Here is a 24,170-nt window from a genome sequence, read left to right as displayed (position 1 = left end):
TTTAAAACTTCCATTTAAGAGCTAGAGCTCCGTAAAAAGTAGTTGTAAATCTTGGGTCGGCTAAATCTTTTTCTTTAAATATATCTTTTATTTTTCGGTTATTAGTCGAGAACGAACGAACGAGAGTTGATCCCACAGTAGGTTCAAATATCCAGTGCTTGCCCAGTTTTATTTGAGGTTTTATACCAGCAATAATTTGTTGATATCCCAATAATATCGATTTGCCGCCTACGTTGGTTTCTGCTGTCATTCCGCCTAACTCCAAAACAGCTTTTAGGTCAAAATTGTCAGACATTCGGTAGCCTAATTCCAGTCCTTCTGGGAAATTAACTTTAAAGTGAAAAGCACCTCGTGATTCCCAATTAAAATAAATTCCAGGAAGTACCATCGGAACACCAAAACTATTAGTAAGGACAGGCCCTAAACCAAGTGCTAAATTTGGATTGAATTGTTTAATGAAAAGAACACCTCCTTGAATCAACACATCATCTTTATTAATTTCTTCCATATCGGTATAAATACCTACCGAAGCCATTGCTAATAAAGACCATGATTGAGAAATTGATCGTAAGTGCTTGACTCCGATTTGTGCATTTAAAATCTCTGTAGGAAATCCATTTGGTAATGCTTCTGGGAGAGAAGGGATGTCATAATTTTTATTTTCCATTTTAGCATAAGCTCCCTGAACTCCAATCGACCATAATCTTGGGTTATTATATTTGTCCATTTTAAAAGAAATGGGAACCTCCAGAGTAAGTTGAGCTCTTTTAAAATTGCTCTGTGCGTCAGTTTTAGAACTGTCTATTGGTCGAACGTAATTAGAAAAAGGAACATAATCAATTTTGGCTTCTCCAGATATGCCAGATTGTGCTCTTACCGAAACGGAAATCAATAGAAATAAGAACAGTAGTGATAGGTAAAAAACAGATTTTTTCATGATTTAAATTAAATTTTCCACGAAGTACCATGTTCCTCTCCAATCCTAAAAAAACGTTTGACTAATGGTTATTATCTGTTGACCAATGGTAAAATATGATGTATGTCAAATTGTATATAACTAAAAAAGCCTCTCTTTCGAAAGGCTTCTTATGAATGTTTTATATTTTGGTTTACAATCTAAACCCGTATGCCAATCGCAATGCAACCTGATTGGTATTAAATTTTGTGTAATCTTCATATCGCACACTTATGTCAACATATTTATTAGCATACCCAATTCCTGGAGCCCATAAAAAAGTGGTGTCATTGTATCCGTTTGTCACTGCAAAACCAGCACCAACTTCTCCTAACACATAAAATTGATCTTCCCAAACAAAGGCTTTAAAACCAGCTTTTGCAGGAATGAATCCGATGTCTTTTAGATCCTGTTTGTTAACAAACAAATTAGTAAAACCTGTTGTTAAGGTTAATGATGTTTTCATAGACAAATCATACTGTAACCTAACATCTCCACCCAACGACCAGCTATATACTTTATTTGTTGGAATACCACCATTTAAACCAAAACCTAAACGGAAACCTTGGTCATAGTTTTTTATTTCGGTGCTTTGTGCCGTTGCAGATGTGTATATAATTGCAAAAACTGCAATTAATAGCATTTTTAAGTTGAATCCCTTTTTCATAGTATCAGATGTTTTAGTTTATTAATGATGTAAAAGTATATTTTGGGTACAAGGAGCATGTTATATAATTATTAGCTTTTATTATATAATATTGAGGTTCCTGATAAAATGAATAATAAATAGGGTTATAAATTGAATAATAGGGAAAGAATTGAAAGGTTCTAATTATCTTTGCAGACTTAAAAAAATATAGAGTGAACTTTTCTCAATATACAAAAGAATTTTCTTATAATTTAAAATTGGCATACCCCATAATACTAGGAATGGTAGGGCATACCCTTATAGGTATTGTCGATAATATTATGGTTGGAAAACTAGGAAGCACAGAACTGGCAGCCGTTTCATTAGGAAACAGTATGATTTTTATTGCAATGTCATTAGGAATCGGGTTTTCGACAGCAATTACTCCTATAGTTGCCGAAGGCGATGCTGAGAAGAATGACAAAAAAATTCGCAACGCATTTCATCACGGATTATTCTTGTGTACTATTTTAGGATTAATGCTTTTTGGAGTAATTGTTTTGGCAAAGCCAATAATGGAATTACTAGAGCAACCAGCCGATGTAATTGCACTTGCAAAACCGTATCTTGATTGGGTAGCTTTTTCATTGATTCCCCTAATCATGTATCAGGGATATAAGCAATTTGCCGATGGACTTTCGCTTACAAAATATTCTATGTATGCTATGGTTATGGCAAATGTATTACACGTTGGTATAAATTATCTATTGATATATGGTATCTGGATTTTTCCTAAAATGGGAATTGTTGGAGCAGCACTTGGAACAGTAATTTCAAGGATATTCTTAGTAATGTTCATGCATATTATGATATCTAGGAGAGAAGAATTAAAGCATCATTTTCAGAATTTTAGTTTTTCAGAAATCAAAAAAGAAACTATTAAAAAAATTATAAGCATAGGATTTCCTTCAGCGATGCAAATGCTTTTTGAAGTAGTGTTGTTTACAGCATCAATCTGGCTTTGTGGTAATATTGGTAAAACCAGCCAGGCAGCAAACCAAATTGCCTTAAGTTTGGCCTCAATGACTTTTATGTTTGCCATGGGATTAAGCGTTACTTCGATGATTAGAGTTAGTAATCAGCGAGGATTAAATGATTTTAAAAACCTAGTTGTAGTTGCACGTTCCATCTTTTTACTTGCAATTATAATCGAAACTGTTTTTGCGATTCTATTTATAGCTTTCCACGATTTCTTACCGCATATCTTTTTGAATATGGAAAACGGAGGACAACTTTTAGACAATAACGAAGTAATAAGTATTGCATCAAAATTACTTTTAATAGCAGCAGTTTTCCAAATTTCTGACGGAATTCAGGTTGTTGTTTTAGGTGCTTTACGCGGATTGCAAGATGTAAAAGTACCTATGTATATTACATTTGTAGCTTATTGGATTATAGGATTTCCTATTTCATACTATTTAGCCGAATACACAGAGTTAAAAGCAGAAGGTGTTTGGATAGGTCTTTTGGCCGGACTAACAGCAGCAGCTATATTTTTGTATATTCGTTTTCATTACCTCACAAAAAAATTAATCAATAATTCAGTTTCAAATTCTTAAATTTGACACATAAAATCTAAAATAAAAATGGAATTACCTAAATTTTTACTCGGCGACAATACTGATTTCCCAGAAGATATCTTCATTATACATCTTGATTACCCAAGGTTTATCATCAATTTAAAAGATGATGAGGTTGAATTTATGGAAGAAGCTGAAGATCTTGACGAAGGCGAATTGAATGCCGAAATGGAAGGATTAATTGTTCTTGCCAATGAGTTTTATGATCGTGAAATAAAACGTTACGAAGAATAAACGCTCACAATTTAATTTAAAATATTTTTTTCAACACTTTAGAAATTCCTTATTAAATGAAAAAATTCGCTTTTTTAAAACCTATATTTAATTTTATAGCAATTGGATTACTGATAACTACATTAAGTCGAATATTTTTATTTTTTTTATTTAAGGAGCGAGTAGTTGAGACTCAGGATTATTGGTACATATTCCCGATAGGTTTGCGAATGGATTTGATATTACTTTGCTATATGTCATTTCTACCTGCATTATTAGTGACTTTTTTGCCTAATAACTGCATCAAATTCACAAACAAATTTCTGGTATTTTATAGTTTCCTATTCCTGTTTCTGATTCTTTTTGTAGAATTAGCAACGCCAGATTTTGTAAAACAATACGATACACGTCCGAACAAAATCTTTTTAGATTATTTAATATACCCAAGAGAAGTAGTAGGAATGCTTCTTAAAAGTTATTTGGTTTCTATAATTGTTACCTTTTTAATTTTAGGAGTTGTAATATATTTTGCTTTCAAAAAAGGGAAGAAATATTTTCATACACATCCAGCCAATTATAAAATCAAATTAATTGCGTTTCCATTTGTAGCCTTTCTGTTGTTTTTTGGAGCACGTTCAAGTCTTACTTCAAAGCGACCAATAAATGCAAGTAATGCCGTTTTTTCTACAGATCAGTTAACAAACTGTTTAGGATTAAATTCATTTTACACAGTTGCTTTTGCAGCTTATTCTATCAAGAATGAAGGAAATACTAAGATGTATGGTAAAATGGAAGAAGCAGAAGCAATTGCTCGTGTAAAAAAATACATGACAGTGAATCCTGCTGATTTTACCGATCCGGAAATTCCGTTTCTTCATATTCAAAACCCAGATACACTTTTAAAAAGACCTTATAATTTGGTTATATTTTTACAAGAAAGTCTAGGAGCAGAGTACGTTGGGATTTTAGGTGGCAAACCATTAACTCCAGAGTTTGATAAACTTTCTAAAGAGGGATTACTTTTTACCAACTTATATTGTACAGGAACACGTAGCGTACGCGGAATCGAAGCTGTTGTTACAGGATTCCTGCCTTCGCCTTCAGAAAGTGTAGTGAAATTAGGAAACTCACAACAAGGATTTTTTACTTTGGCAGATGTTTTAAAAAGAAAAGGATACGAGACGAGTTTTATTTATGGAGGAATGGCCAATTTTGATAATATGGCTTCCTTTTTTAACGGAAATGGATTTCAGGATATTGTAGATCAGGAAGATTTTGATTCCGATGGACATAAATATGCATTTAAAGGAACTTGGGGATATTCGGATGAAGATTTGGTTGTAAAAGCAAACAATTACTTTAAAGCCAAAGGAGATAAACCGTTCTTCTCATTAATGTTTTCTACTTCTAATCACGAACCATTCGAGTATCCGGAAGGAAGAATTAAACCATACGATAAGAAAGCTGCAACGGTTAATAACGCAATGAAATATGCCGATTTTTCGATTGGGAAGTTCTTTGAAATGGCTAAAAAAGAAGCGTATTTTAAGAATACCATCTTTATCGTAATTGCAGATCACAACACAAGAACATACGGAAAAAATTTAGTACCAATAAACAAGTTTCATATTCCAGCTTTAATCATGGGGCCAGGAGTTCCTAAAGGTAAAGCATATGATAAATTGGCTAGCCAGATTGATATTCCTCCTACATTATTAAGTTATATAGGTTCACAGTTTGAAACACCGATGATAGGAAGAAATCTAACTAAAATAGGACCAGATGTAAAAGGAAGGTCGATTATGCAATTTAACGATATCAACGCATTTAGAGTAGATAATAAGGTTGTAATCATGCAACCAAATTTAAAACCATTGCAGTTTGAAATTAAAAACGACACTACTTTAGTTCCTGTTAAACTAGACGAAGAACTTGCAAAAGATGCTTTGGCACATGTCGTAACAGCAGGGAATTTATATAAAGAGAATAAGTATAAACTAAGAGATATTAAGAAGAAATAGGTTCAAAGCCACAAAGTAGCAAAGGTTCATAGGTTTTCCTACTTAGTCCCTTTGTTGCTTTGAATCTTTGTACCTTCCTTGTATAATTCCAACAAAATAGTAGCAGCTGCAAAAGGTGAAATTTCATCATTTTGCACTGCTTTTTTGTTTTTATCAAGTTCGGCTATGATTTCTGGGTGATTGTAGAAGTTTGTTTTTAATTGTTCGTTGATGGTTTCCATCATCCAGAACTGATTCTGTTCTTTTCTTTTTTCTTGAAAATAAAGACTAGCTTTTGCCATTTCAAAATAATCAAGAATAGTTTGCCATACTTCAGGAATTCCTTCATGAGTTATGGCACTACACGTATTTACAGTAGGTTGCCATCCCGATTTTTTGAGAGGAAATAAATGCAAAGCCCTATTAAATTCAGTTTTGGCTAATCTTGCTTTTTTTATGTTATCACCATCGGATTTGTTTATGATAATTGCATCAGCCATTTCCATAATACCTCTTTTTATACCTTGTAGTTCATCGCCGGCACCAGCAATTTTTAGCAATAAGAAAAAATCGACCATACTATGAACGGCGGTTTCGCTTTGTCCAACGCCCACGGTTTCTATTAATATGGTGTCAAATCCAGCCGCTTCACAAAGTATAATTGCCTCCCTTGTTTTGCGGGCAACACCACCAAGAGTTTCTCCCGATGCACTAGGTCTTATAAAGGCATTTTCGTCTTTTACCAATTCTTCCATTCGGGTTTTATCACCTAAGATACTTCCGTGAGAGAAAGAACTACTTGGATCAACTGCCAAGACGGCTAGTTTTTTTCCTAATCCGGTGAGTTGTTTGCCAAAGGCTTCAATAAAAGTACTTTTTCCAACTCCGGGAACACCAGTAATTCCTATTCGAACCGATTGATTGGCATGAGGCAAACAGGCATTAATTATTTCATTTGCTTTGGCCAAATGATTCGGATTAGTGCTTTCTATAAGAGTAATTGCTCTGCTTAGTGCAGTAATGTTTCCAGATAAAATACCAGAAACTAATTCTTGTGCAGAAGGTTGAATTCGTCTAAAACGCTGAATTTGCTCAATTGAAGTTCCGCTGGTAATTTCAGGTTGCGAAATTCCAGGCTTTTCATTTAAACTGCTTTTTTGTTTTTTATGTGCTGACAAACTCTTTGCTTTTTAAAAGGTAAAAGTAATCAAAACAAAAACAGTTTCAAAAGTAGAAAAGTGCTTTCGAAACTGTTTTTTGTGAATTTGTTTTGTAGTTGCAAATTAATACGCTGCAGTAAAACGGACCTGATGATGTTTTGGAGTTTCTGCTTCATCGGCAATTACTACTGCCAAATCTTCTACAGATAAAATACTTCTTTGGTTTTCATCAAAAACAGGATTGTCTAATCCTAAACGATATTTAGCAGTTCTTCCTGTTGTAATTCCGGGATGCATTTCAAAAGCTGGACTAAAAAATGCCCAATCCAAATCTTTTTCTTCTTTAAGGATGTTTAAATAATCTCTTGCAGCCGATGCACCTGCGTGGTATTCTTTTGGAAAATCTGGCGTATCTACAGCTTGTAAATTTGGAGCTACAAATAAGCTACCAGCACCACCAATCGTAATAAAACGTTTTACTCCCGATTGTTTTACTGCTTCCTGAATAGATTTTGAACCAGCTATAAAATCATCATAAAGATTTGGATTTGTCCAGCCAGCATTATAAGCGCTAATTACAACATCGTTTCCTTTTAGGATAGTTGCTAATTCGGGTGTGTTTAAAATGTCCGCTTTTACCCAATTTACATTAGTAGAATCTTTTGGATTTCTTGCTATTGCAGTAATTTCATGATTGCGATTTGCTAATTCGTTTAAGATAGTTGAGCCTACAAAACCTGTAGCTCCGATAATTGCGATTTTCATAATATATAATTTAATTAGTAATAAAAAATGTTACAGTTTAGTGTAAAAAAATAGATTAGAACTGATTTGAAAAATTTTCTAACGTGATTGTGCTTAATTGCGCATTTATTTTCTCGTTGATATCAGCATATAATAAGTCTAGATTTTCGTTTATTTTTTTCCCAACAGGACAATCCGGATTAGGCTGATTCTTGGCATAGCCAAGATTTACGGTATCAAAAGTCATTTTAAAAATATCAAGTAAACTGATTTCTGATGCAGGTTTTAATAATCGTGTGCCTCCGTTTTTGCCTTCCTTGCTTTCTACAATATGATTTTTTTTCAGGTTCGAAATTTCTTTTCGTACCAAAACAGGATTCAAATTTATACTACCCGCAATGTATTCCGATGATAAATAATCATTCGGGGATTTAGAGAGTAACGTAAGAATATGTGTTGTTATGGCAAACTTACCTGAAATCATACTGTAATAAAATATGTTACAAATTTATAGGTTTATATTGAACTGACAAAATAATTTACTTTAAAATTAAGCTATTTAAGAAGATTTTAAGTGCTATTTTTGTTTTTTTTCAAAGATGAGCAACTTTATTTTAATTTTCGTTTTTATTAGTGCGGGGCTTATATTGCAAAATATCAAGGGTTTCCCAGTACATATCTACAAAACGTTAAACAAACTTGTAGTTTATTTATGTCTTCCAGCTTTGGCGTTGTATTTTATTCCAAAAATAAAATGGAGTACCGAATTGTTATTTCCAATCGGTGCGGCATGGATTGCTTTTATAGTTGCATTTCTTCTTTTTTCTATATTAGGTAAAAAGTATGGTTGGTCAAATAAGTTAATAGGATGCTTAATTCTCACCGCAGGATTAAGTAATACCTCATTTCTTGGTTTTCCTATAATAGAGGCTTTATATGGGAAATCAGGGTTGGAAACTGCAATTTTGGTAGATCAGCCAGGATCATTTGTGGTAATTTCGACATTGGGTGTTTTTGTTGCGGCATTTTATTCTAAAGGAAGTCCTAATTCACTCGCAATTGCAAAGAAGATATTGACTTTTCCGCCTTTCATCACCTTTGTTATAGCCTGTCTTATGAACGTTTTTAATTATGATTTTGATGAAAACCTCCAGATTGGATTTCAAAAGTTAGGTAGTTTGGTTACGCCGCTTGCATTACTTTCTGTTGGGTTGCAACTTCGTTTTGAAAAGAATAGTAAACATTGGAAGTTTTTAACCTTAGGATTAGTTTTTAAGCTCATTATCACACCACTATTATTTTTGGTATTGTATGTTTTTATCCTAAAGCAAAATTCCTCAGTAATTAAAGTCACAATTATGGAAATGGCTATGGCACCTATGATTACAGGAAGTATTTTGGCTTCAACCTACGGTTTAAAACCCCGGTTAAGTAGTATGATGATTGGTTTTGGAATCCCAATTTCGTTCATCACGCTTATTGTTTGGTATTTTATTATGAGTTTTATTTAGTTTATATATTAATTTTTAGTTCAAATTTATTATGAGTTCCTCTAGTAATTCAGCTACAATCGATGGTTCGGTTTTGGTTCAAAAAACAGTTTATTCCGTATTATTTTCAATAGCATTTGCTCATTTACTTAATGATTTAATGCAAGCAGTAATCCCTGCTACATATCCTATTTTAAAGGATAACTTCAATTTAAATTTTACCCAGGTCGGATTAATTACATTTGTTTTTCAGCTTACAGCATCTTTACTGCAACCTTTTATTGGTTTTTATACAGATAAAAAACCTATGCCATATTCATTAGTATTTGGTATGATATTTACTATTTCAGGATTATGCCTGTTATCTGTATCCAATGCATTCTGGATGTTGTTGGTGGCAGTTGGTTTAGTAGGTGTTGGCTCGTCTATATTTCATCCAGAAGCTTCGAGAGTTGCTTTTTTAGGTTCAGGAGGAAAACGAGGTTTGGCGCAGTCTATTTTTCAATTAGGAGGAAATGCTGGTAGTGCGATAGGACCATTATTAGTAGCTTTGGTAGTTGCTCCTTATGGGCAATCACACGTAGTTTGGTTTGTTATTGCAGGGATATTAGGTATTATCATTTTATCAAGAATTGCTGTTTGGTATGAAAATCATATGAGCTTGCGAGCTGCCAAAAAAATAGGTGCAGAAGAGACTACGATTCCTTTATCTAATAAGAAAATCACTATTTCGATTATCGTCTTGCTGTTCCTTATTTTTTCGAAGTTTTTCTATATGGCAAGTATGTCTAGTTATTTTACTTTCTATTTAATAGACAAATTCGGAATGAGTATTCAGGATTCTCAATTTTATTTATTCGTTTTCTTAGCTTCAGTAGCAGCAGGAACATTAATTGGAGGGCCATTAGGAGACCGTTTTGGGCGAAAATATATTATCTGGATCTCAATACTAGGAGCAGCACCATTTACTTTGTTGTTGCCTTATGCTAACTTGTTTTGGACAGGAGTGCTGGCTGTAATAATTGGAGTTGTAATTGCTTCTGCATTTTCGGCTATTTTAGTTTTTGCGCAAGAATTAAAACCAGGTAAAGTAGGGATGATATCTGGATTGTTCTTTGGGTTTGCTTTTGGAATGGGAGGATTAGGTTCGGCAATTTTAGGATATGTTGCAGATCAAACAACGATTGAATATGTTTTTAAAATAAGTTCATATTTACCTTTAATCGGAGTTCTTACTTATTTCTTACCAAATATCAAAAAGAAAGCGTAATCCTATCAAGTCTATCAACTTTATGATTTTTTTATAAGGGTCGATGTTTTCCTTGTACTTTTTTTACTTATTTTTAAATAAAATTTTAAATAAATACTCATGGCAACACTACGATTAGGAGATATAGCTCCAGATTTTGAAGCAGATACAACTCAAGGCCCAATAAAATTTCATGAATGGTTGGGAGATTCTTGGGGAGTGTTATTTTCTCACCCCTCAGATTTTACACCTGTTTGTACAACAGAGTTAGGAACTGTGGCTAACTATTACCCAGAATTTGTAAAAAGAAATACTAAAGTTATCGCTCTAAGTGTAGATGGTTTAGCCTCGCATCTAGAATGGATTAAAGATATTAACGAGACTCAAAATACAACTGTAAATTATCCTATTATTGCCGACGAAGATAAAAAAGTGGCAAATTTATATGATATGTTACACCCAAATGCAAGTGATAAATTTACGGTACGTTCAGTTTTTGTTATCGGAAATGATAAAAAAATAAAACTAACATTAACTTATCCAGCATCTACAGGAAGAAATTTTGATGAATTGCTTCGTGTTATTGATAGTTTGCAATTAACAGCAAATTATAGTGTGGCAACCCCAGCAAACTGGAAAGATGGTGACGATGTTGTAATATCTCCATCGATTCCTGATAGCGATATCGCAGCTAAGTTTCCTAAAGGATATAATCCTATAAAACCATATTTAAGAATGACTCCTCAGCCTAATAAATAGGTTTAGCTATTAAATAAAAAAAGGTATAATGAAAATTATACCTTTTTTTGTGTGTTATACTTTTTTTACGAATTGCTTCATTCGTTTTTTGTCTCCAACGACCCAAATAATATCGTCCTTTTCTAAAATCAATTGGGATTCAGGATTTAGGATTCGTTTTCCGTTTCTTTCAATTCCTACTACCAAGGCATTTGTTTTATGTCTAAATTCACTAATGCTTTTCTTGATAAACTCGTTATCAGAAAGTTCTAGTTGGTTTAAAACAATCTCTGATTCTTCGGTAGTTTTAGGAGCTTCAATTTCGTTTTTATTCAGATAATTGGTAAACTCACTAACCTGTGCATCGGTACCAATAACGCATATTTCATCACCAGGAAACAAACGTTCGTTTTTGGTTGGAATTTGTATTGTAATATCACCACGTCTTATAAAAGCGATATTGATTCCCATTTCTTCTCTAATTTTTAATTCTTCCAGTGTTTTACCTGCAAGATTAGATTCTTTGGCAATCTCAAATATAGACATATGCCCATCCCAAGGAGTTAAGTTGGCATACTTCCTATCTATTTTAGTTGTTTCACGATCATTAAGGTTTTTAAGGAAGTGGTTCTCTATTCTGTGGTATTGCTCGTTTAGTTTTTTAGGGAAAAATTGATAAGCGGCAACGGCGATAACTAAGGCAACAAAAGCAACCAAAGGAGAGAAGAAGATGTTTAATAGGAATCCTACATAAAACAATCCTAACCCGATGCGTATTAATATCATCATCATAATCGGACCACGATATTTTCTTTCTTCCCATAAAAGCTCAACCTCTTTTACAGCAACTCGTCTTAATGAAAGTGCCCATAAAAACGGAGCAATCACGATAAGCGTAATAAGCGCAGCGATTGTATTTCCAAATCTAGTGTCCTCTACTAATGGAGCAACAAATTTAGAAGATAATAATATAACCGCAGTTATAATAATAGTGTGTATTACAATCTGAGTTATATAAGAGCGTAACACAATTTGCCATGTGCTTACAGATTTTATGGCTTGAGTATTAAGACTGTAACGATTAATGTTTTTAATCCATTTGCGAGGTAATTTCTGTTCTAAGTACTCAGAGAATGGCCCTGCAAATTTCACCATAAATGGGGTTGTAAAGGTGGTTACAGCCGATACTGCAACAACTATAGGATATAAAAAAGCACTCGTTACATTAAGTGACATTCCCAGCGTAGCTATAATAAAGGAGAATTCCCCGATTTGAGATAAACTCATCCCAGTTTGCACCGATTGTTTTAAGGGTTGCCCAGAGAGTAAAGCTCCAATTGTAGAACTTATCGATTGACCAAAAATGGTAACAAGAGTTAAAATTGCTACAGGAATAGCATGTGTGATAAGCATCTCAGGATTAATCAACATTCCCACCGATACAAAGAAAATAGCACCAAATAAATCTTTAACTGGTTTTACTAAATGTTCAATATGTTCCGCTTGTGTAGTTTCTGCAATAATAGATCCCATGATAAAGGCACCCAAAGCAGGAGAAAAACCAACATTTGAAGCTAAGATTACCATCATTAAACATAAAGCAAGTGAAATGATAAGTAACATTTCGTCGGTTAATAAATGCTTGGCCTTTTTTAATAAAGTAGGGATAAAGAAGATTCCTCCAACGAACCATGCGGTAAGGAAAAATACTAATTTTAATACCGAAAGTAATAATGCACTTCCAGAAAATTGCTGACTTACTGCAATAGTCGATAGTAAAACCATCATTAAAATCGCAATAATATCTTGTACAATTAGAGAGCCAATTACTATGCCGGCAAACTTTTGCGCCTTAACGCCCAATTCATCAAACGTTTTGAGGATAATGGTGGTAGAGGAAATTGATAAAATTACACCCAGAAAGATACTATCCATTTGGGACCAATCCATCCATCGGCCGACCAGATAACCTACGGCGACCATTGTTATAATTTGTGTAATTGCAGTTATGGAGGCGGTTCCGCCGACTTTCATTAATTTTTTAAAGCTAAATTCGAGACCTAAGCTAAAAAGTAAAATAATCACACCAATTTCGGCCCAAACTTCTACGCTTTTATTATCGGTTACAGAAGGAAAAAATTCAATATGATTTCCTGCTAAAAATCCTGCGATTAAGTAGCCCAAAACCAAAGGCTGTTTTAATTTTTTAAAGATTAGCACAGCTATTCCAGCTGTCATTAGGATTAATCCTAAGTCGCTAATTAATGGTTCTAAATGTTGAGCGGCATGTGTTACAGTCTCATTTGGACTCATAGGCGTATACTTTTTTGTATTTATTTTTGAATTGTTGTAAGATATAAAAAAATAAAAAAAAATGAAAGTAATGCGATTCCTTAATGTGAAATTTAAGATAATATTATAATAATAAAATCCCGTTATTTATAGTAAATGTACTTATAAATAACGGGATTTTTATCTGAAAACCAACTTTTTAGATACCTAAAAAGTTGCTTGGAGTAATCTTCATTAGCTCAGCCTTGATTTCTTCAGAAACATCTAACGTTGCAATAAAACTATGAATAGCATTTTTATCAATTGCTTCGTTCGTTCTTGTTAAACCTTTTAAAGCTTCGTAAGGATTTGGATATGCCTCACGACGTAAAATTGTTTGGATTGCTTCAGCAACAACCGCCCAGTTTTTCTCTAAATCTTCATGAAACTTAGATTCGTTTAAAAGTAATTTATTCAATCCTTTTAATGTCGCTTCAAAAGCAATAATAGTGTGTCCTATAGGAACTCCAACGTTTCTTAAAACAGTACTATCTGTTAAATCACGTTGTAATCTCGAAATTGGTAATTTAGCCGAAAGATGTTCGAATATTGCATTTGCAATTCCTAAATTTCCTTCAGAATTTTCAAAATCAATTGGGTTAACTTTATGTGGCATAGCTGATGAACCAATTTCTCCAGCTTTGATTTTTTGTTTGAAATATTCCATTGAAACGTACGTCCAAATATCTCTGTCTAAATCAATGATTATATTGTTGATTCTTTTTAAAGCATCAAAAAATGCTGCAAAATGATCGTAATGTTCTATTTGTGTAGTTGGAAAAGAGTGGTGTAATCCAAGAATGTTTTCTACAAAATTACCACCGAATTTTTTCCAGTCAATTTGTGGGTAAGCAACATGGTGAGCATTGTAATTTCCTGTTGCTCCACCAAATTTTGCAGCAAACGGGATATTAAATAACAAACGCATTTGTTCCTCGATACGTTCTACAAAAACACCAATTTCTTTACCTAAACGAGTAGGAGAGGCTGGTTGTCCGTGAGTACGTGCAAGCATCGGGATGTCTTTCCATTCTACGCTTAAATCTTTTAGTTTAGATGTAAGTGTAATTAATGATGGCATATATACTCTCTCAAAAGCTTCTTTTGTAGAAAGTGGAATAGCTGTATTGTTAATATCTTGAGAAGTCAATCCAAAGTGAATGAATTCTTTATACTCTGATAATCCTAGTTTCTCGAAAGCATCTTTGATAAAATACTCAACCGCTTTTACATCGTGGTTGGTTACTTTTTCAGTTTCTTTAATCCAAAGAGCATCTTCGGTAGAGAAATTTTTATAAATGTTACGTAAACTCTCAAAAAGGTCTGAATTTACGGTTGCAAGCTGTGGCAATGGCACTTCGCATAAAGCAATAAAGTATTCAACTTCAATCAATACCCGGTATTTAATTAGCGCTTCTTCAGAAAAAAATGGAGCTAATGAAAGGGTTTTGTTTCTATATCTTCCGTCAATTGGCGATATGGCATTCAATTCGTTTAAAGTAGTCATTGTTGTGTTGTTAATTTTGAAAGATGCAAATGTAAGTTATTGTTAAAACTTCTGAAAGTTAGTTGCAAGTTATTATAGTTAAACATTACAATTTTAAATGATTGTTTTAAAAATTTTGTCCCAAATAGTAAAATAAAAGCCAAAATTATGGGATTCGTTTTTATGATGGTTCGAATGGAATTGTGTGGTCGAAATCCATTTTGTGAAAACATTCTTATTCCAGAAATTCGGAAAAATATCGTTATTTAAATGACCTAATATTCCATAAGATAAATTCAGGATTAAATACACTATAATACTAATGTAATTAAACTCTAATATCGAAATTATAATAAGCCATATAGCACCAAAACCTAAAGTTTCGATAGGGTTAAGAACAAATAAACTGTACACATTTGTATCAATATGAGTGTGATGTAGCTTATGGATAGGGTGGAACCAAGTTAATTTGTGTGCCAAAAAATGAAAGCAAAACATAAAGAAATCCATCAGGAAAATCAATAAAAGAGTATCTACTACAATTGTGAAAAACGAAGCAGAAAAATCTATTCTAATAATTTGATATTGATATAATTTATAACCTATTAAAGTTACTAACGTATTACATAATAAGGTGCTAATAACCCATTTTATATCTGATTTTTTAATTTTTGTGGCTTCTCTGTCAATTAATTTCCCAATAAGAATAGCCAGAAGCATAAGTAATAAATTTTCGATAAGAAAAAATATTGTTACCGTAAATAGATTATAATAAGACAGTAACTCAAGCCATTTCTGTACAATCATTTTATAGTTTTCTGTTTATTATTTTGTAGTTATTTCGGCTAGTTTTGTTTTTAATATTTCCATTCCTTTAGAAGCCACTTCGGGAATAACTTCAATTTTATTCCTCAGATTCGGAATTTTAATAGGTTTCGGATCAATATAAAAAAGCGGAGCGTTAGCAGGCGTATAAGAAATTAATCCCGCTGCAGGATATACTTGCAATGAAGTTCCTATTACGGCAAAATAATCAGCTTGTTCAGCAATGTCTATCGCTTCTTCTAGTGCAGGTACTTCTTCGCCAAACCAAACAATATGCGGGCGTAGTTGGTTTCCTTTGTCGTCCAGATGCGTCATGAATAAATCATCATTCCAGTCTAAAATGTAGTTTGGGTTTTGAGAACTACGCACTTTTAGTAATTCACCATGCAAATGTAAAACCTTTGTGCTTCCGGCACGTTCGTGCAAATCATCAACATTTTGAGTTATAATATGTACATCAAAATCTTTCTCTAATTCGGCTAAAATCTGGTGTCCTAAATTAGGAGTCACTTCTTTGAGTTGTTTACGCCTTTGGTTATAAAAATCAAGAACCAATTCGGGGTTTTTGTACCAGCCTTCGGGTGTAGCTACTTCCATTACATCATGTCCTTCCCAAAGACCATCGCTGTCGCGAAAAGTTTTTATTCCGCTTTCGGCACTAATTCCTGCACCAGTTAAAACTACCAGTTTCTTTTTCATTTTGGATTATTTCTAAAAAAATAAAAATAGTCAATTTTAGCTTAAAAACTAGCTTTGAATACTTGTTAAAATGATTTTATTAAAGTGAGTCTTTTTTAGTATTTTTACAAGTAACAATAACCAAGATAAGGATTTAGGTTACTGCTGTTTTGTGGATGAAAGTTTAAATAATGAAAATTTTTAAATGATATTAATACAATTTACAGGTTTGTCGGGTTCAGGCAAAACCACATTGGCAGAAAACGTTGGACAATTATTATTGAAAAAGGGCTACAAAGTCGAAATAATTGACGGTGATGTTTATCGAAAAAGCCTTTGCAAAGACTTAGGATTTTCTAAAGACGACAGATGCGAAAATGTTCGTCGGTTGTTTAGCGTAGGGCAGGATTTTGTTAAATCAGAAATTATCGTTTTAATGTCGGTAATAAACCCTTACGAAGATTTAAGAAATGAAATTGGTCAGTATGAGTTTGTAAAAACAGTATTCCTAAATTGTTCAATTGATAATCTGATTAAACGAGATCCAAAAGGATTGTATAAAAAAGCATTATTGCCAGATAATGATAGTAATAAAATCAGCAATTTTACAGGAATAAGCGATGTTTTTGAAACTCCTTTGAAAGCAGATTTGACGCTTAAAACGGACTCAGAATCGGTATCAGTTTCTACCGATAAGCTTTATTATTTTATAATAGAAAATATACCTAATACTGCTATTTAAGTATTACTCATTTTCTATCAGGTTGTTATGTAGATTGTTTTTTGTAAAATGTATATATTTACGTTACAATACTTTGGAAACTTAATAATAGATTTTATAAAAATGGAAAACGCAGATCATCCCCTTTTAAATTGGATTCCCTATAAATTAGTTGAAACAGATAATGATGTATATTTTGAATGGATTTATCTGGGAGATAAAAGGTATGTAGATCCTTTTTTTGAAGAAACCATTATAAAATGCAAAGTTCATTACAACAATTCAACAAGGTATAAAGTGGTAAGTAGTGCCGAAAATCTTATTGAATGGTCTGCAGGATTAGCTACAACAGAGTTAAAATCATTATTGTTTCATGTTTCCCGCTGCGGCTCTACAATGATGAGTCAGTCTTTATCCGTTTCTCCACAAAATATTGTAATTTCTGAAGCACCAATTATTGATCAAATCCTAAGAAGCAATCTTTTTGATTTTGATAAAAAAAGAGATCTTATTAAAGCGGTAATTTCTTTATTAGGACAAAAACGTTTTCCTGAAGAAAAGAATTTAATTGTAAAATTAGATTCCTGGCACATATTCGAAGTTAATCAGTTACGATTAATTTTTCCAGAATTACCTTTTGTATTGCTTTACAGAAATCCAATAGAAGTATTAAAATCTCATGCACAATTAAAGGGAATGCATATGGTACCTAATTTGTTGCCATCGTCTATTTTTGGAATTAGCGCTCAAGAGATTGAGGAAATTTCTTTTCATCAGTATGGAGCAGTTGTTCTGGAGAAATATTTTCAGGCGTACCTTGATTTTTATGCAACAGACAAAAATGTTTCCATGTATAATTATAAAGAAGGAATGAAATCTATTCTGGAAAGATTCCTGTCTTTTATTGATGCAGATTATTTTATTGAAGAGATTGATTTAATGTGTGAACGTTTAAATAGGCATTCTAAAAATGGAAATATTGATTTTAAAGGTGATTCTTATGTAAATGATACTTTGGCAATCGATTTCACCAAGGCTAATGTCTTGTATGAAAAATTAGATGAGAGTTTAGCAGAACTAGTTCATAAAAATTAGATTATTTTTTAAATCTTTCGATAGATAAGATTTTAAAGCTAACTGTTTTTCATAGTCTTAATTGTACTCTTTTTTAGTATTTTTGCCACAAATACTACTGAAATGATTAATATAGATTACCTCAATTTTCTTGAAAATATCTTAACCGAAAATCGAAAAAATAAATTTTTAAAAGTTCTCGAAAACCGTACTAAGCATTTTACTGTTGTTGTCGAAGACATTTTCCAGATGCATAATACAAGTGCTGTAATGCGTAGTTGTGAAGTTTTTGGAATCCAGGAGCTTAATGTTATCGAGCAACGTTATGGTAAAAGAATCGATAAGGAAATAGCGATGGGAGCTCAAAAATGGGTTGATATTAATACATTTGATAGTATTACCAATTGTGTAGATACATTAAAAAGTAAAGGATATCAAATTATTGCTACCACACCTCATGAAAATGATTGTTTGCTGGAAGATTTTGATGTTACAAAACCTAGTGCTTTATTTTTTGGTACAGAAAGAGATGGCTTATCTGAGGAGATTTTGCGAAAAGCAGATGGATTTCTTAAAATTCCGATGGTAGGTTTTACAGAAAGCTTGAATATCTCTGTTTCGGCTGCGATAATTATTCAGAATCTAACAAACAGATTGCGAAATACAGATATCGATTGGCATTTATCGGATGATGAAATCCTGGAGAAACGTTTGGCTTGGGCCAAAAACTCAATTAAAGATATCAAGCGCATCGAAGCCCGATATTTTGAAGAGAATCCTGAATAAAAAATCCCCCAATTAATTAGTATAATTGGGGGATTTTTTTTGAGTTTTCAGTTTCAGTTTTCAGTCTCAAAATGTTAATTGAGACTGAATATACTGAGACTCTAGATTATTTAACGATAACCCATTCGCCAGAAGCGATTAAGCTTTCCGCTTTTTTAAATTTCATCGTTTCAACTGTTCCAGTTGCAACTTGTTGTACTGTAACGTTATCATTACGATTTATTTTAGGCATATCTCTAGTAATAGTTTCTGTAACTTGACGTTGCTGAGTTTCTCCAGCTTCGCGGTTGATATCTTCACTATTTTCGATTTCGTCTTTACTTAATTTATAATTTTCTTTCTGACGAACTTCTCTTGCTTCATGAATTTCCGGAACGTTTTGAGCTGGTAAATCACCTTTAAATAAGAATGAAATTACTTCTCTGTTTACGTTATCCAGCATTGCACGGAATAAATTAAAAGCTTCTAATTTATAGATAAGCAATGGATCTTTTTGCTCGTGAACGGCTAATTGAACAGATTGTTTCAATTCGTCCATTTTACGTAAGTGTTTTTTCCAAGCTTCGTCAACGATAGATAAAGTGATGTTCTTCTCGAAATCAGCAATTAGTTGTGCACCTTCAGTTTCGTATGCTTTTTTAAGATCAGTAACAACATTTAATGTTTTGATACCATCTGTAAACGGAACTACGATACGCTCAAATTGATTGTTTTTCTCTTCGTAAACTCCTTTAATGATAGGGAAAGCTTCTCTAGCACTACGTTCTGTTTTTTCAGTATAGAATGACAAAGCTTCTTTGTATACTTTTCCTGTGATTTCAATATCTGACAATTTGTTGAAATCTGCATCAGAAATTGGAGAAGTGATTCCGAAATAACGAATCAAATCAAACTCAAAAGTTTTGAAATCATTTGTTACTTTATTGTTGCTTACGATTAATTCGCAAGTATCGTAAAGCATGTTTGCGATATCTAGTTTTAAACGCTCTCCAAACAAGGCGTGACGACGACGTTTGTAAACTACTTCACGTTGTGAGTTCATAACGTCATCATATTCTAATAAACGCTTACGAACACCAAAGTTGTTTTCTTCTACTTTTTTCTGAGCACGCTCGATAGATTTAGTCATCATAGAATGCTGAATAACTTCACCTTCTTGTAATCCCATTCTATCCATTACTTTGGCAACTCTTTCAGAACCAAATAAACGCATTAAGTTATCTTCTAGAGAAACATAGAATTGAGAACTTCCTGGGTCACCTTGACGACCAGCACGACCACGTAACTGTCTGTCTACACGACGAGAATCATGGCGTTCTGTACCAACGATTGCTAAACCTCCGGCAGCTTTAACCTCTGGAGATAATTTAATATCGGTACCACGACCAGCCATATTGGTCGCAATGGTTACGACTCCAGGTTTTCCTGCTTCTTCTACGATTTGTGCCTCTTGCTTGTGCATTTTAGCATTCAATACATTGTGTGTAACACCTCTCATTTTAAGCATACGGCTTAATAACTCAGAGATTTCTACAGATGTTGTTCCAATTAAAACTGGTCTTCCAGCTTTAGATAATTCAGTTACATCTTCGATTACTGCATTGAATTTTTCACGTGTAGTTTTATAAATGTAATCTTCTTTGTCTATTCTTGACATTGGACGATTCGTAGGAATCTCAACTACATCTAATTTATATATTTGCCATAACTCACCAGCTTCTGTTACTGCAGTACCCGTCATACCGCCTAATTTGCTGTACATTCTAAAGTAGTTCTGTAAAGTAACAGTTGCAAAAGTTTGAGTTGCAGCTTCGATTTTTACATTTTCTTTAGCCTCAATCGCCTGGTGTAATCCGTCAGAATAACGACGACCATCCATGATACGACCTGTTTGCTCATCAACAATCATAATTTTGTTGTCCATGATAACGTATTCTACATCTTTTTCAAAAAGTGCATACGCTTTTAACAGTTGAGTTAAAGTGTGGATACGCTCGCTTTTTACACCAAAATCCTGAAATAATCTTTCTTTGGCTTCAGCTTCAGCGTCTTTATCTAATTTTTGTTTTTCAATTGCAGCGATTTCAGTTCCGATATCTGGTAATACGAAAAAGTCTGCATCTGTATCTCCTGAAAGGAATTTGATTCCATTATCAGTTAATTCAACTTGATTGTTTTTTTCTTCAATTACGAAGTATAAAGCCTCATCAACTTTATGCATTTCACGGTTGTTGTCCTGCATGTATTGATTTTCGGTTTTCTGAAGTAATTGTTTAATTCCTTCTTCACTCAAAAATTTAATTAAAGCTTTATTTCTAGGTAAACTTCTGTAAGCTCTTAATAATAAGAAACCACCATCTTTAGTGTTTCCTTCTTTTATTAATTTTTTAGCTTCAGCTAAGAATCCATTTGCCAATTGACGTTGTAAACTTACTAAGTTTTCAATTTTTGGCTTCAATTCATTAAATTCATGACGGTCTCCTTGAGGAACTGGACCAGAAATGATAAGTGGTGTTCTTGCATCATCAATTAATACAGAATCGACCTCATCGACAATTGCATAATTGTGTTTTCTTTGTACCAAGTCATTTGGCGAATGCGCCATATTATCTCTTAGGTAGTCAAATCCGAATTCGTTATTTGTTCCGTAAGTAATGTCTGCATCATATGCTTTCTTTCTTTGTTCTGTACTTGGTTGGTGGTTATCGATACAATCAACAGTTAAGCCGTGAAATTCGAATAAAGGCGCTTTCCATGTACTATCACGTTTTGCAAGGTAATCATTCACCGTTACTAAGTGAACTCCGTTTCCTGTCAAAGCATTTAAGTAAAGAGGAAGTGTAGCAACTAATGTTTTACCTTCACCTGTTTGCATTTCGGCAACTTTACCTTCGTGCAATACCATACCACCAATTAACTGAACATCATAATGAATCATGTCCCATGTAATTTCTTTACCAGCAGCATTCCATTTGTTAGCCCAAGTAGCTTTATCACCTTCAATAGTAACATAAGTTTTTGAACCTGAAAATTCGCGGTCTTTTGGAGTTGCAGTAACCTCGATAAAAGAATTGTCTTTAAAACGACGTGCTGTTTCTTTTACTACAGAAAACGCTTCTGGAAGAATTTCCAATAATGTTTTCTCTGAGATTTCGTAAGCTTCTTTTTCTAAAGTATCTATAGCTTCGTAAATGTCTTCTCTCTTGTCGATATCTTCAATGCTTTCTACTTCTGTTTTAAGAGAAGCGATTTTAGCATCTTTTTCGGCTCTTGCGTCCTTTATCTTTTGCTTAAAAAATACGGTCCTGGCTCTTAGCTCGTCATGAGACAAAGCGATAAGGCTAGTTTCGAAAGTTTTAATTTTGTTTAAATAAGGTTGTAAAGCTTTGACATCTTTTTGTGATTTATCACCTACAAAGACTTTAATAATACTGTTAATGAAACTCATGATCTGTTGGTATTTCTATAATTTATCTAAATGTGTAAATTTAAACAAAAAAAAAGCCTCTTTTTTGAGACTTTTTCTTTGGGGTTACTTTTTAATATTCATCCTCGTTCCAAAGATAATCTTCGTCTGTTGGATAATCCGGCCATATTTCTTCCATTGATTCATATATCTCACCCTCGTCTTCAATTGACTGCAGGTTTTCTACTACTTCTAATGGAGCTCCTGCTCTAATAGCGTAGTCTATAAGTTCGTCTTTGTTAGCAGGCCACGGTGCATCACTTAAATATGATGCTAATTCTAATGTCCAATACATGTTTTGTCAATTTAGTTTGTGCAAAAATAATTTTTTTACTGAGAAAGACAAGTAAAAAACGATTTATTTTAGTAAAATTTAAGAACGTCTCTTGTTAAAATCCAATATTTAAATTCCAAATCCCAAAAAGGGAAGGTAAAATCGCAATATTTTGAATTTTTAAACCCCAAAAATTAAATTAAAAATTCCAAAAGGAATCTAAAATTTCCAATATTTTGGAACTTTGTATATGATTTAAATTCGCATAATTTTTAAATTATTTCTTTGGAATTTGGGATTTTAAAAAATTGGAATTTAAGAAAGTTTACTTTCTCGGAATCCATTTCACTTCATCCGCTTTTAAGTCAGAAGACAACTTTCGTGCCAAGACAAAAAGGTAGTCAGAAAGTCGGTTTAAGTACTGTATTGCTATTTCCGGAACAGTCTCATTATGACTTAAATGTACTGCCAATCGTTCGGCACGACGACAAACGCAACGCGCGATGTGACAATATGACACGGTTTGATGTCCGCCTGGTAAAACAAAGTGAGTCATTTGCGGAAGCGATTCTTCCATGGTATCGATTTCATTTTCAAGTAATTCGATATCCGAAGGTACAATGCCAAGATTTTTAAGGCGTAATTCTCCGTTTTTTAGTACTTCTTTTTCTACCGGAGTGGCTAGAATTGCTCCAACGGTAAATAAGCGGTCTTGAATTTCGATTAAAATGTTCTTATAATGCGCATTCATTTCCTGATCACGTATGAGACCTATATAAGAGTTAAGTTCATCAACGGTTCCGTAACTGTCAATACGGATATGGTCTTTAGGAACGCGGGTTCCGCCAAAAAGTGCGGTAGTTCCTTTGTCTCCTGTTTTTGTATATACTTTCATTATTTTTAGGTACTGAGTTTCTAAGATTCTGAGATACTAAGTTTTTACTTTTTATTCGATTAATCAATTAACCAAATAAACAGTTAAACTATTTTTTAATAGTTGCGTCGCTTTCAACAACACCGTCGCGCAAACGAATGATGCGGTGTGCATAGGCAGCGATATCCTCTTCGTGGGTAACCAGAATTACAGTATTTCCCTGTGCATGAATATCATCAAAAAGTTTCATGATTTCTACAGAGGTTTTACTATCTAAATTTCCGGTTGGTTCATCGGCAAGAATAATAGATGGTTTATTTACTAATGCTCTTGCAATTGCTACACGTTGTCGTTGTCCTCCCGAAAGCTGATTCGGCTGATGGTCCATTCTATCGGCAAGATTTACTTGTTTTAATACTTGGGTAGCACGAACAACTCGTTCGGATTTAGAGTAACCAGCATAAATCATAGGTAAGGCAACATTGTCTAGTGCAGTAGTTCTTGGTAAAAGGTTGAAAGTTTGGAAAACAAATCCAATTTCCTTATTTCTAATTTCTGCCAATTCATCATCTTTCATCTGGCTTACATCTTTTCCGTTAAGGATATAAGTTCCAGAAGTTGGAGTGTCTAAACATCCCAATAAGTTCATTAATGTTGATTTTCCTGAACCCGACGGTCCCATTAAAGCAACATATTCCCCTTTATTTATTTCTAAATCAATTCCTTTTAAGACATAAACAATTTCGTTTCCAAGTACAAAATTTCGTTTAATATTAGTGATTTTAATTAATGGATTTGCCATTGGAGTTTATGATTGTTGTCCCGAAGTTTCGGGATA

At 33.3% G+C, this 24,170-nt stretch carries 22 protein-coding genes; 9 read left to right on the top strand and 13 right to left on the bottom strand.

Going from position 1 to position 24,170, the window contains the following annotated elements:
- Position 1: 1 nt before the first annotated feature.
- Together OA93_RS01250 and OA93_RS01245 are read right to left on the bottom strand one after the other, a co-directional pair.
- Positions 2-937 (bottom strand): DUF6268 family outer membrane beta-barrel protein, encoded by a 936-nt coding sequence (locus tag OA93_RS01250; RefSeq protein WP_039111266.1) that lies wholly within the window; start codon positions 935-937, stop codon positions 2-4.
- A gap of 172 nt (positions 938-1,109) precedes the next feature.
- The gene (locus OA93_RS01245; protein WP_039111264.1) at positions 1,110-1,622 is read right to left on the bottom strand and encodes a hypothetical protein; all 513 of its coding nucleotides are present in this window, start codon (positions 1,620-1,622) and stop codon (positions 1,110-1,112) included.
- 194 nt (positions 1,623-1,816) lie between these two features.
- On the opposite strand from OA93_RS01245, the gene OA93_RS01240 reads away from it, so the two are divergent.
- The 3 genes from OA93_RS01240 to OA93_RS01230 are packed head-to-tail and all read left to right on the top strand — an operon-like array spanning position 1,817 to position 5,457.
- Positions 1,817-3,202, top strand: a complete 1,386-nt coding sequence (locus OA93_RS01240; protein ID WP_039111263.1) for an MATE family efflux transporter — start codon at positions 1,817-1,819, stop codon at positions 3,200-3,202.
- 27 nt (positions 3,203-3,229) lie between these two features.
- Positions 3,230-3,457, top strand: a complete 228-nt coding sequence (locus OA93_RS01235) for a hypothetical protein (RefSeq protein ID WP_039111261.1) — start codon at positions 3,230-3,232, stop codon at positions 3,455-3,457.
- 56 nt (positions 3,458-3,513) lie between these two features.
- Positions 3,514-5,457 carry an LTA synthase family protein gene (locus OA93_RS01230; protein ID WP_039111260.1) on the top strand — a complete coding sequence of 648 codons (1,944 nt, stop codon included), beginning with the start codon at positions 3,514-3,516 and terminating at the stop codon, positions 5,455-5,457.
- A gap of 38 nt (positions 5,458-5,495) precedes the next feature.
- Here the strand turns inward: OA93_RS01230 and meaB are convergent, their stop codons facing one another.
- The 3 genes from meaB to OA93_RS01215 form a co-directional block, all read right to left on the bottom strand.
- Entirely contained in the window at positions 5,496-6,614 is a 1,119-nt protein-coding gene (meaB, locus tag OA93_RS01225) for a methylmalonyl Co-A mutase-associated GTPase MeaB (protein ID WP_052259333.1), read from the bottom strand.
- A 105-nt stretch (positions 6,615-6,719) separates the two neighbouring features.
- Positions 6,720-7,361 carry an NAD(P)H-binding protein gene (locus OA93_RS01220; protein ID WP_039111259.1) on the bottom strand — a complete coding sequence of 214 codons (642 nt, stop codon included), beginning with the start codon at positions 7,359-7,361 and terminating at the stop codon, positions 6,720-6,722.
- Positions 7,362-7,416: 55 nt separating this feature from the next.
- Positions 7,417-7,824 carry an Rrf2 family transcriptional regulator gene (locus tag OA93_RS01215; protein WP_039111258.1) on the bottom strand — a complete coding sequence of 136 codons (408 nt, stop codon included), beginning with the start codon at positions 7,822-7,824 and terminating at the stop codon, positions 7,417-7,419.
- Between the two features lie 115 nt (positions 7,825-7,939).
- Here OA93_RS01215 and OA93_RS01210 point away from each other — a divergent pair, with 115 nt between their 5' ends.
- The 3 genes from OA93_RS01210 to OA93_RS01200 all read left to right on the top strand — a co-directional run bounded on the left by OA93_RS01210 (position 7,940) and on the right by OA93_RS01200 (position 10,838).
- The gene (locus OA93_RS01210; protein ID WP_039111257.1) at positions 7,940-8,851 is read left to right on the top strand and encodes an AEC family transporter; all 912 of its coding nucleotides are present in this window, start codon (positions 7,940-7,942) and stop codon (positions 8,849-8,851) included.
- 31 nt (positions 8,852-8,882) lie between these two features.
- On the top strand, positions 8,883-10,100 hold the full coding sequence (locus OA93_RS01205; protein WP_039111256.1) for an MFS transporter: 1,218 nt from the start codon (positions 8,883-8,885) through the stop codon (positions 10,098-10,100).
- A 99-nt stretch (positions 10,101-10,199) separates the two neighbouring features.
- Positions 10,200-10,838 (top strand): peroxiredoxin, encoded by a 639-nt coding sequence (locus OA93_RS01200; protein WP_039111255.1) that lies wholly within the window; start codon positions 10,200-10,202, stop codon positions 10,836-10,838.
- A gap of 54 nt (positions 10,839-10,892) precedes the next feature.
- On the opposite strand, the gene OA93_RS01195 is transcribed toward OA93_RS01200, so the two are convergent.
- The 4 genes from OA93_RS01195 to OA93_RS01180 form a co-directional block, all read right to left on the bottom strand.
- Positions 10,893-13,130: a cation:proton antiporter gene (locus OA93_RS01195; protein ID WP_039111254.1), complete on the bottom strand. Its 2,238-nt coding sequence runs from the start codon at positions 13,128-13,130 to the stop codon at positions 10,893-10,895.
- A 178-nt stretch (positions 13,131-13,308) separates the two neighbouring features.
- The gene (gene purB / locus OA93_RS01190) at positions 13,309-14,655 is read right to left on the bottom strand and encodes an adenylosuccinate lyase (protein WP_039111252.1); all 1,347 of its coding nucleotides are present in this window, start codon (positions 14,653-14,655) and stop codon (positions 13,309-13,311) included.
- Positions 14,656-14,748: 93 nt separating this feature from the next.
- Entirely contained in the window at positions 14,749-15,441 is a 693-nt protein-coding gene (locus OA93_RS01185; RefSeq protein ID WP_039111250.1) for a sterol desaturase family protein, read from the bottom strand.
- Between the two features lie 18 nt (positions 15,442-15,459).
- Positions 15,460-16,158, bottom strand: coding sequence for an NAD-dependent deacylase (locus OA93_RS01180; protein ID WP_039111249.1), 699 nt, complete (start codon positions 16,156-16,158; stop codon positions 15,460-15,462).
- A gap of 184 nt (positions 16,159-16,342) precedes the next feature.
- Between OA93_RS01180 and cysC the strand changes: the two genes are divergently transcribed.
- The 3 genes from cysC to OA93_RS01165 all read left to right on the top strand — a co-directional run bounded on the left by cysC (position 16,343) and on the right by OA93_RS01165 (position 18,718).
- A complete protein-coding gene (gene cysC / locus OA93_RS01175) occupies positions 16,343-16,879 on the top strand; it encodes an adenylyl-sulfate kinase (protein ID WP_039111248.1) in 537 nt (178 codons plus the stop codon).
- A gap of 102 nt (positions 16,880-16,981) precedes the next feature.
- Positions 16,982-17,953 carry a sulfotransferase family protein gene (locus OA93_RS01170; protein WP_039111575.1) on the top strand — a complete coding sequence of 324 codons (972 nt, stop codon included), beginning with the start codon at positions 16,982-16,984 and terminating at the stop codon, positions 17,951-17,953.
- A 102-nt stretch (positions 17,954-18,055) separates the two neighbouring features.
- The gene (locus tag OA93_RS01165) at positions 18,056-18,718 is read left to right on the top strand and encodes an RNA methyltransferase (RefSeq protein ID WP_039111246.1); all 663 of its coding nucleotides are present in this window, start codon (positions 18,056-18,058) and stop codon (positions 18,716-18,718) included.
- 106 nt (positions 18,719-18,824) lie between these two features.
- Here the strand turns inward: OA93_RS01165 and secA are convergent, their stop codons facing one another.
- From secA to OA93_RS01145, 4 genes are all read right to left on the bottom strand, one after another.
- Positions 18,825-22,166 (bottom strand): preprotein translocase subunit SecA, encoded by a 3,342-nt coding sequence (secA, locus tag OA93_RS01160; RefSeq protein ID WP_039111245.1) that lies wholly within the window; start codon positions 22,164-22,166, stop codon positions 18,825-18,827.
- Positions 22,167-22,257: 91 nt separating this feature from the next.
- Positions 22,258-22,479, bottom strand: coding sequence for a DUF2795 domain-containing protein (locus tag OA93_RS01155; RefSeq protein WP_007138072.1), 222 nt, complete (start codon positions 22,477-22,479; stop codon positions 22,258-22,260).
- A 304-nt stretch (positions 22,480-22,783) separates the two neighbouring features.
- On the bottom strand, positions 22,784-23,353 hold the full coding sequence (locus OA93_RS01150; RefSeq protein WP_039111244.1) for a cob(I)yrinic acid a,c-diamide adenosyltransferase: 570 nt from the start codon (positions 23,351-23,353) through the stop codon (positions 22,784-22,786).
- Positions 23,354-23,441: 88 nt separating this feature from the next.
- Positions 23,442-24,134, bottom strand: a complete 693-nt coding sequence (locus tag OA93_RS01145; RefSeq protein WP_039111242.1) for an ABC transporter ATP-binding protein — start codon at positions 24,132-24,134, stop codon at positions 23,442-23,444.
- Positions 24,135-24,170 lie beyond the last annotated feature (36 nt).

The organism is Flavobacterium sp. KMS (assembly GCF_000813005.1).
In the GTDB taxonomy this organism is placed as follows: domain Bacteria; phylum Bacteroidota; class Bacteroidia; order Flavobacteriales; family Flavobacteriaceae; genus Flavobacterium.
The sequence above is the reverse complement of the archived record's forward strand: the minus strand, read 5'-3'. Positions and strand labels throughout refer to the sequence as shown.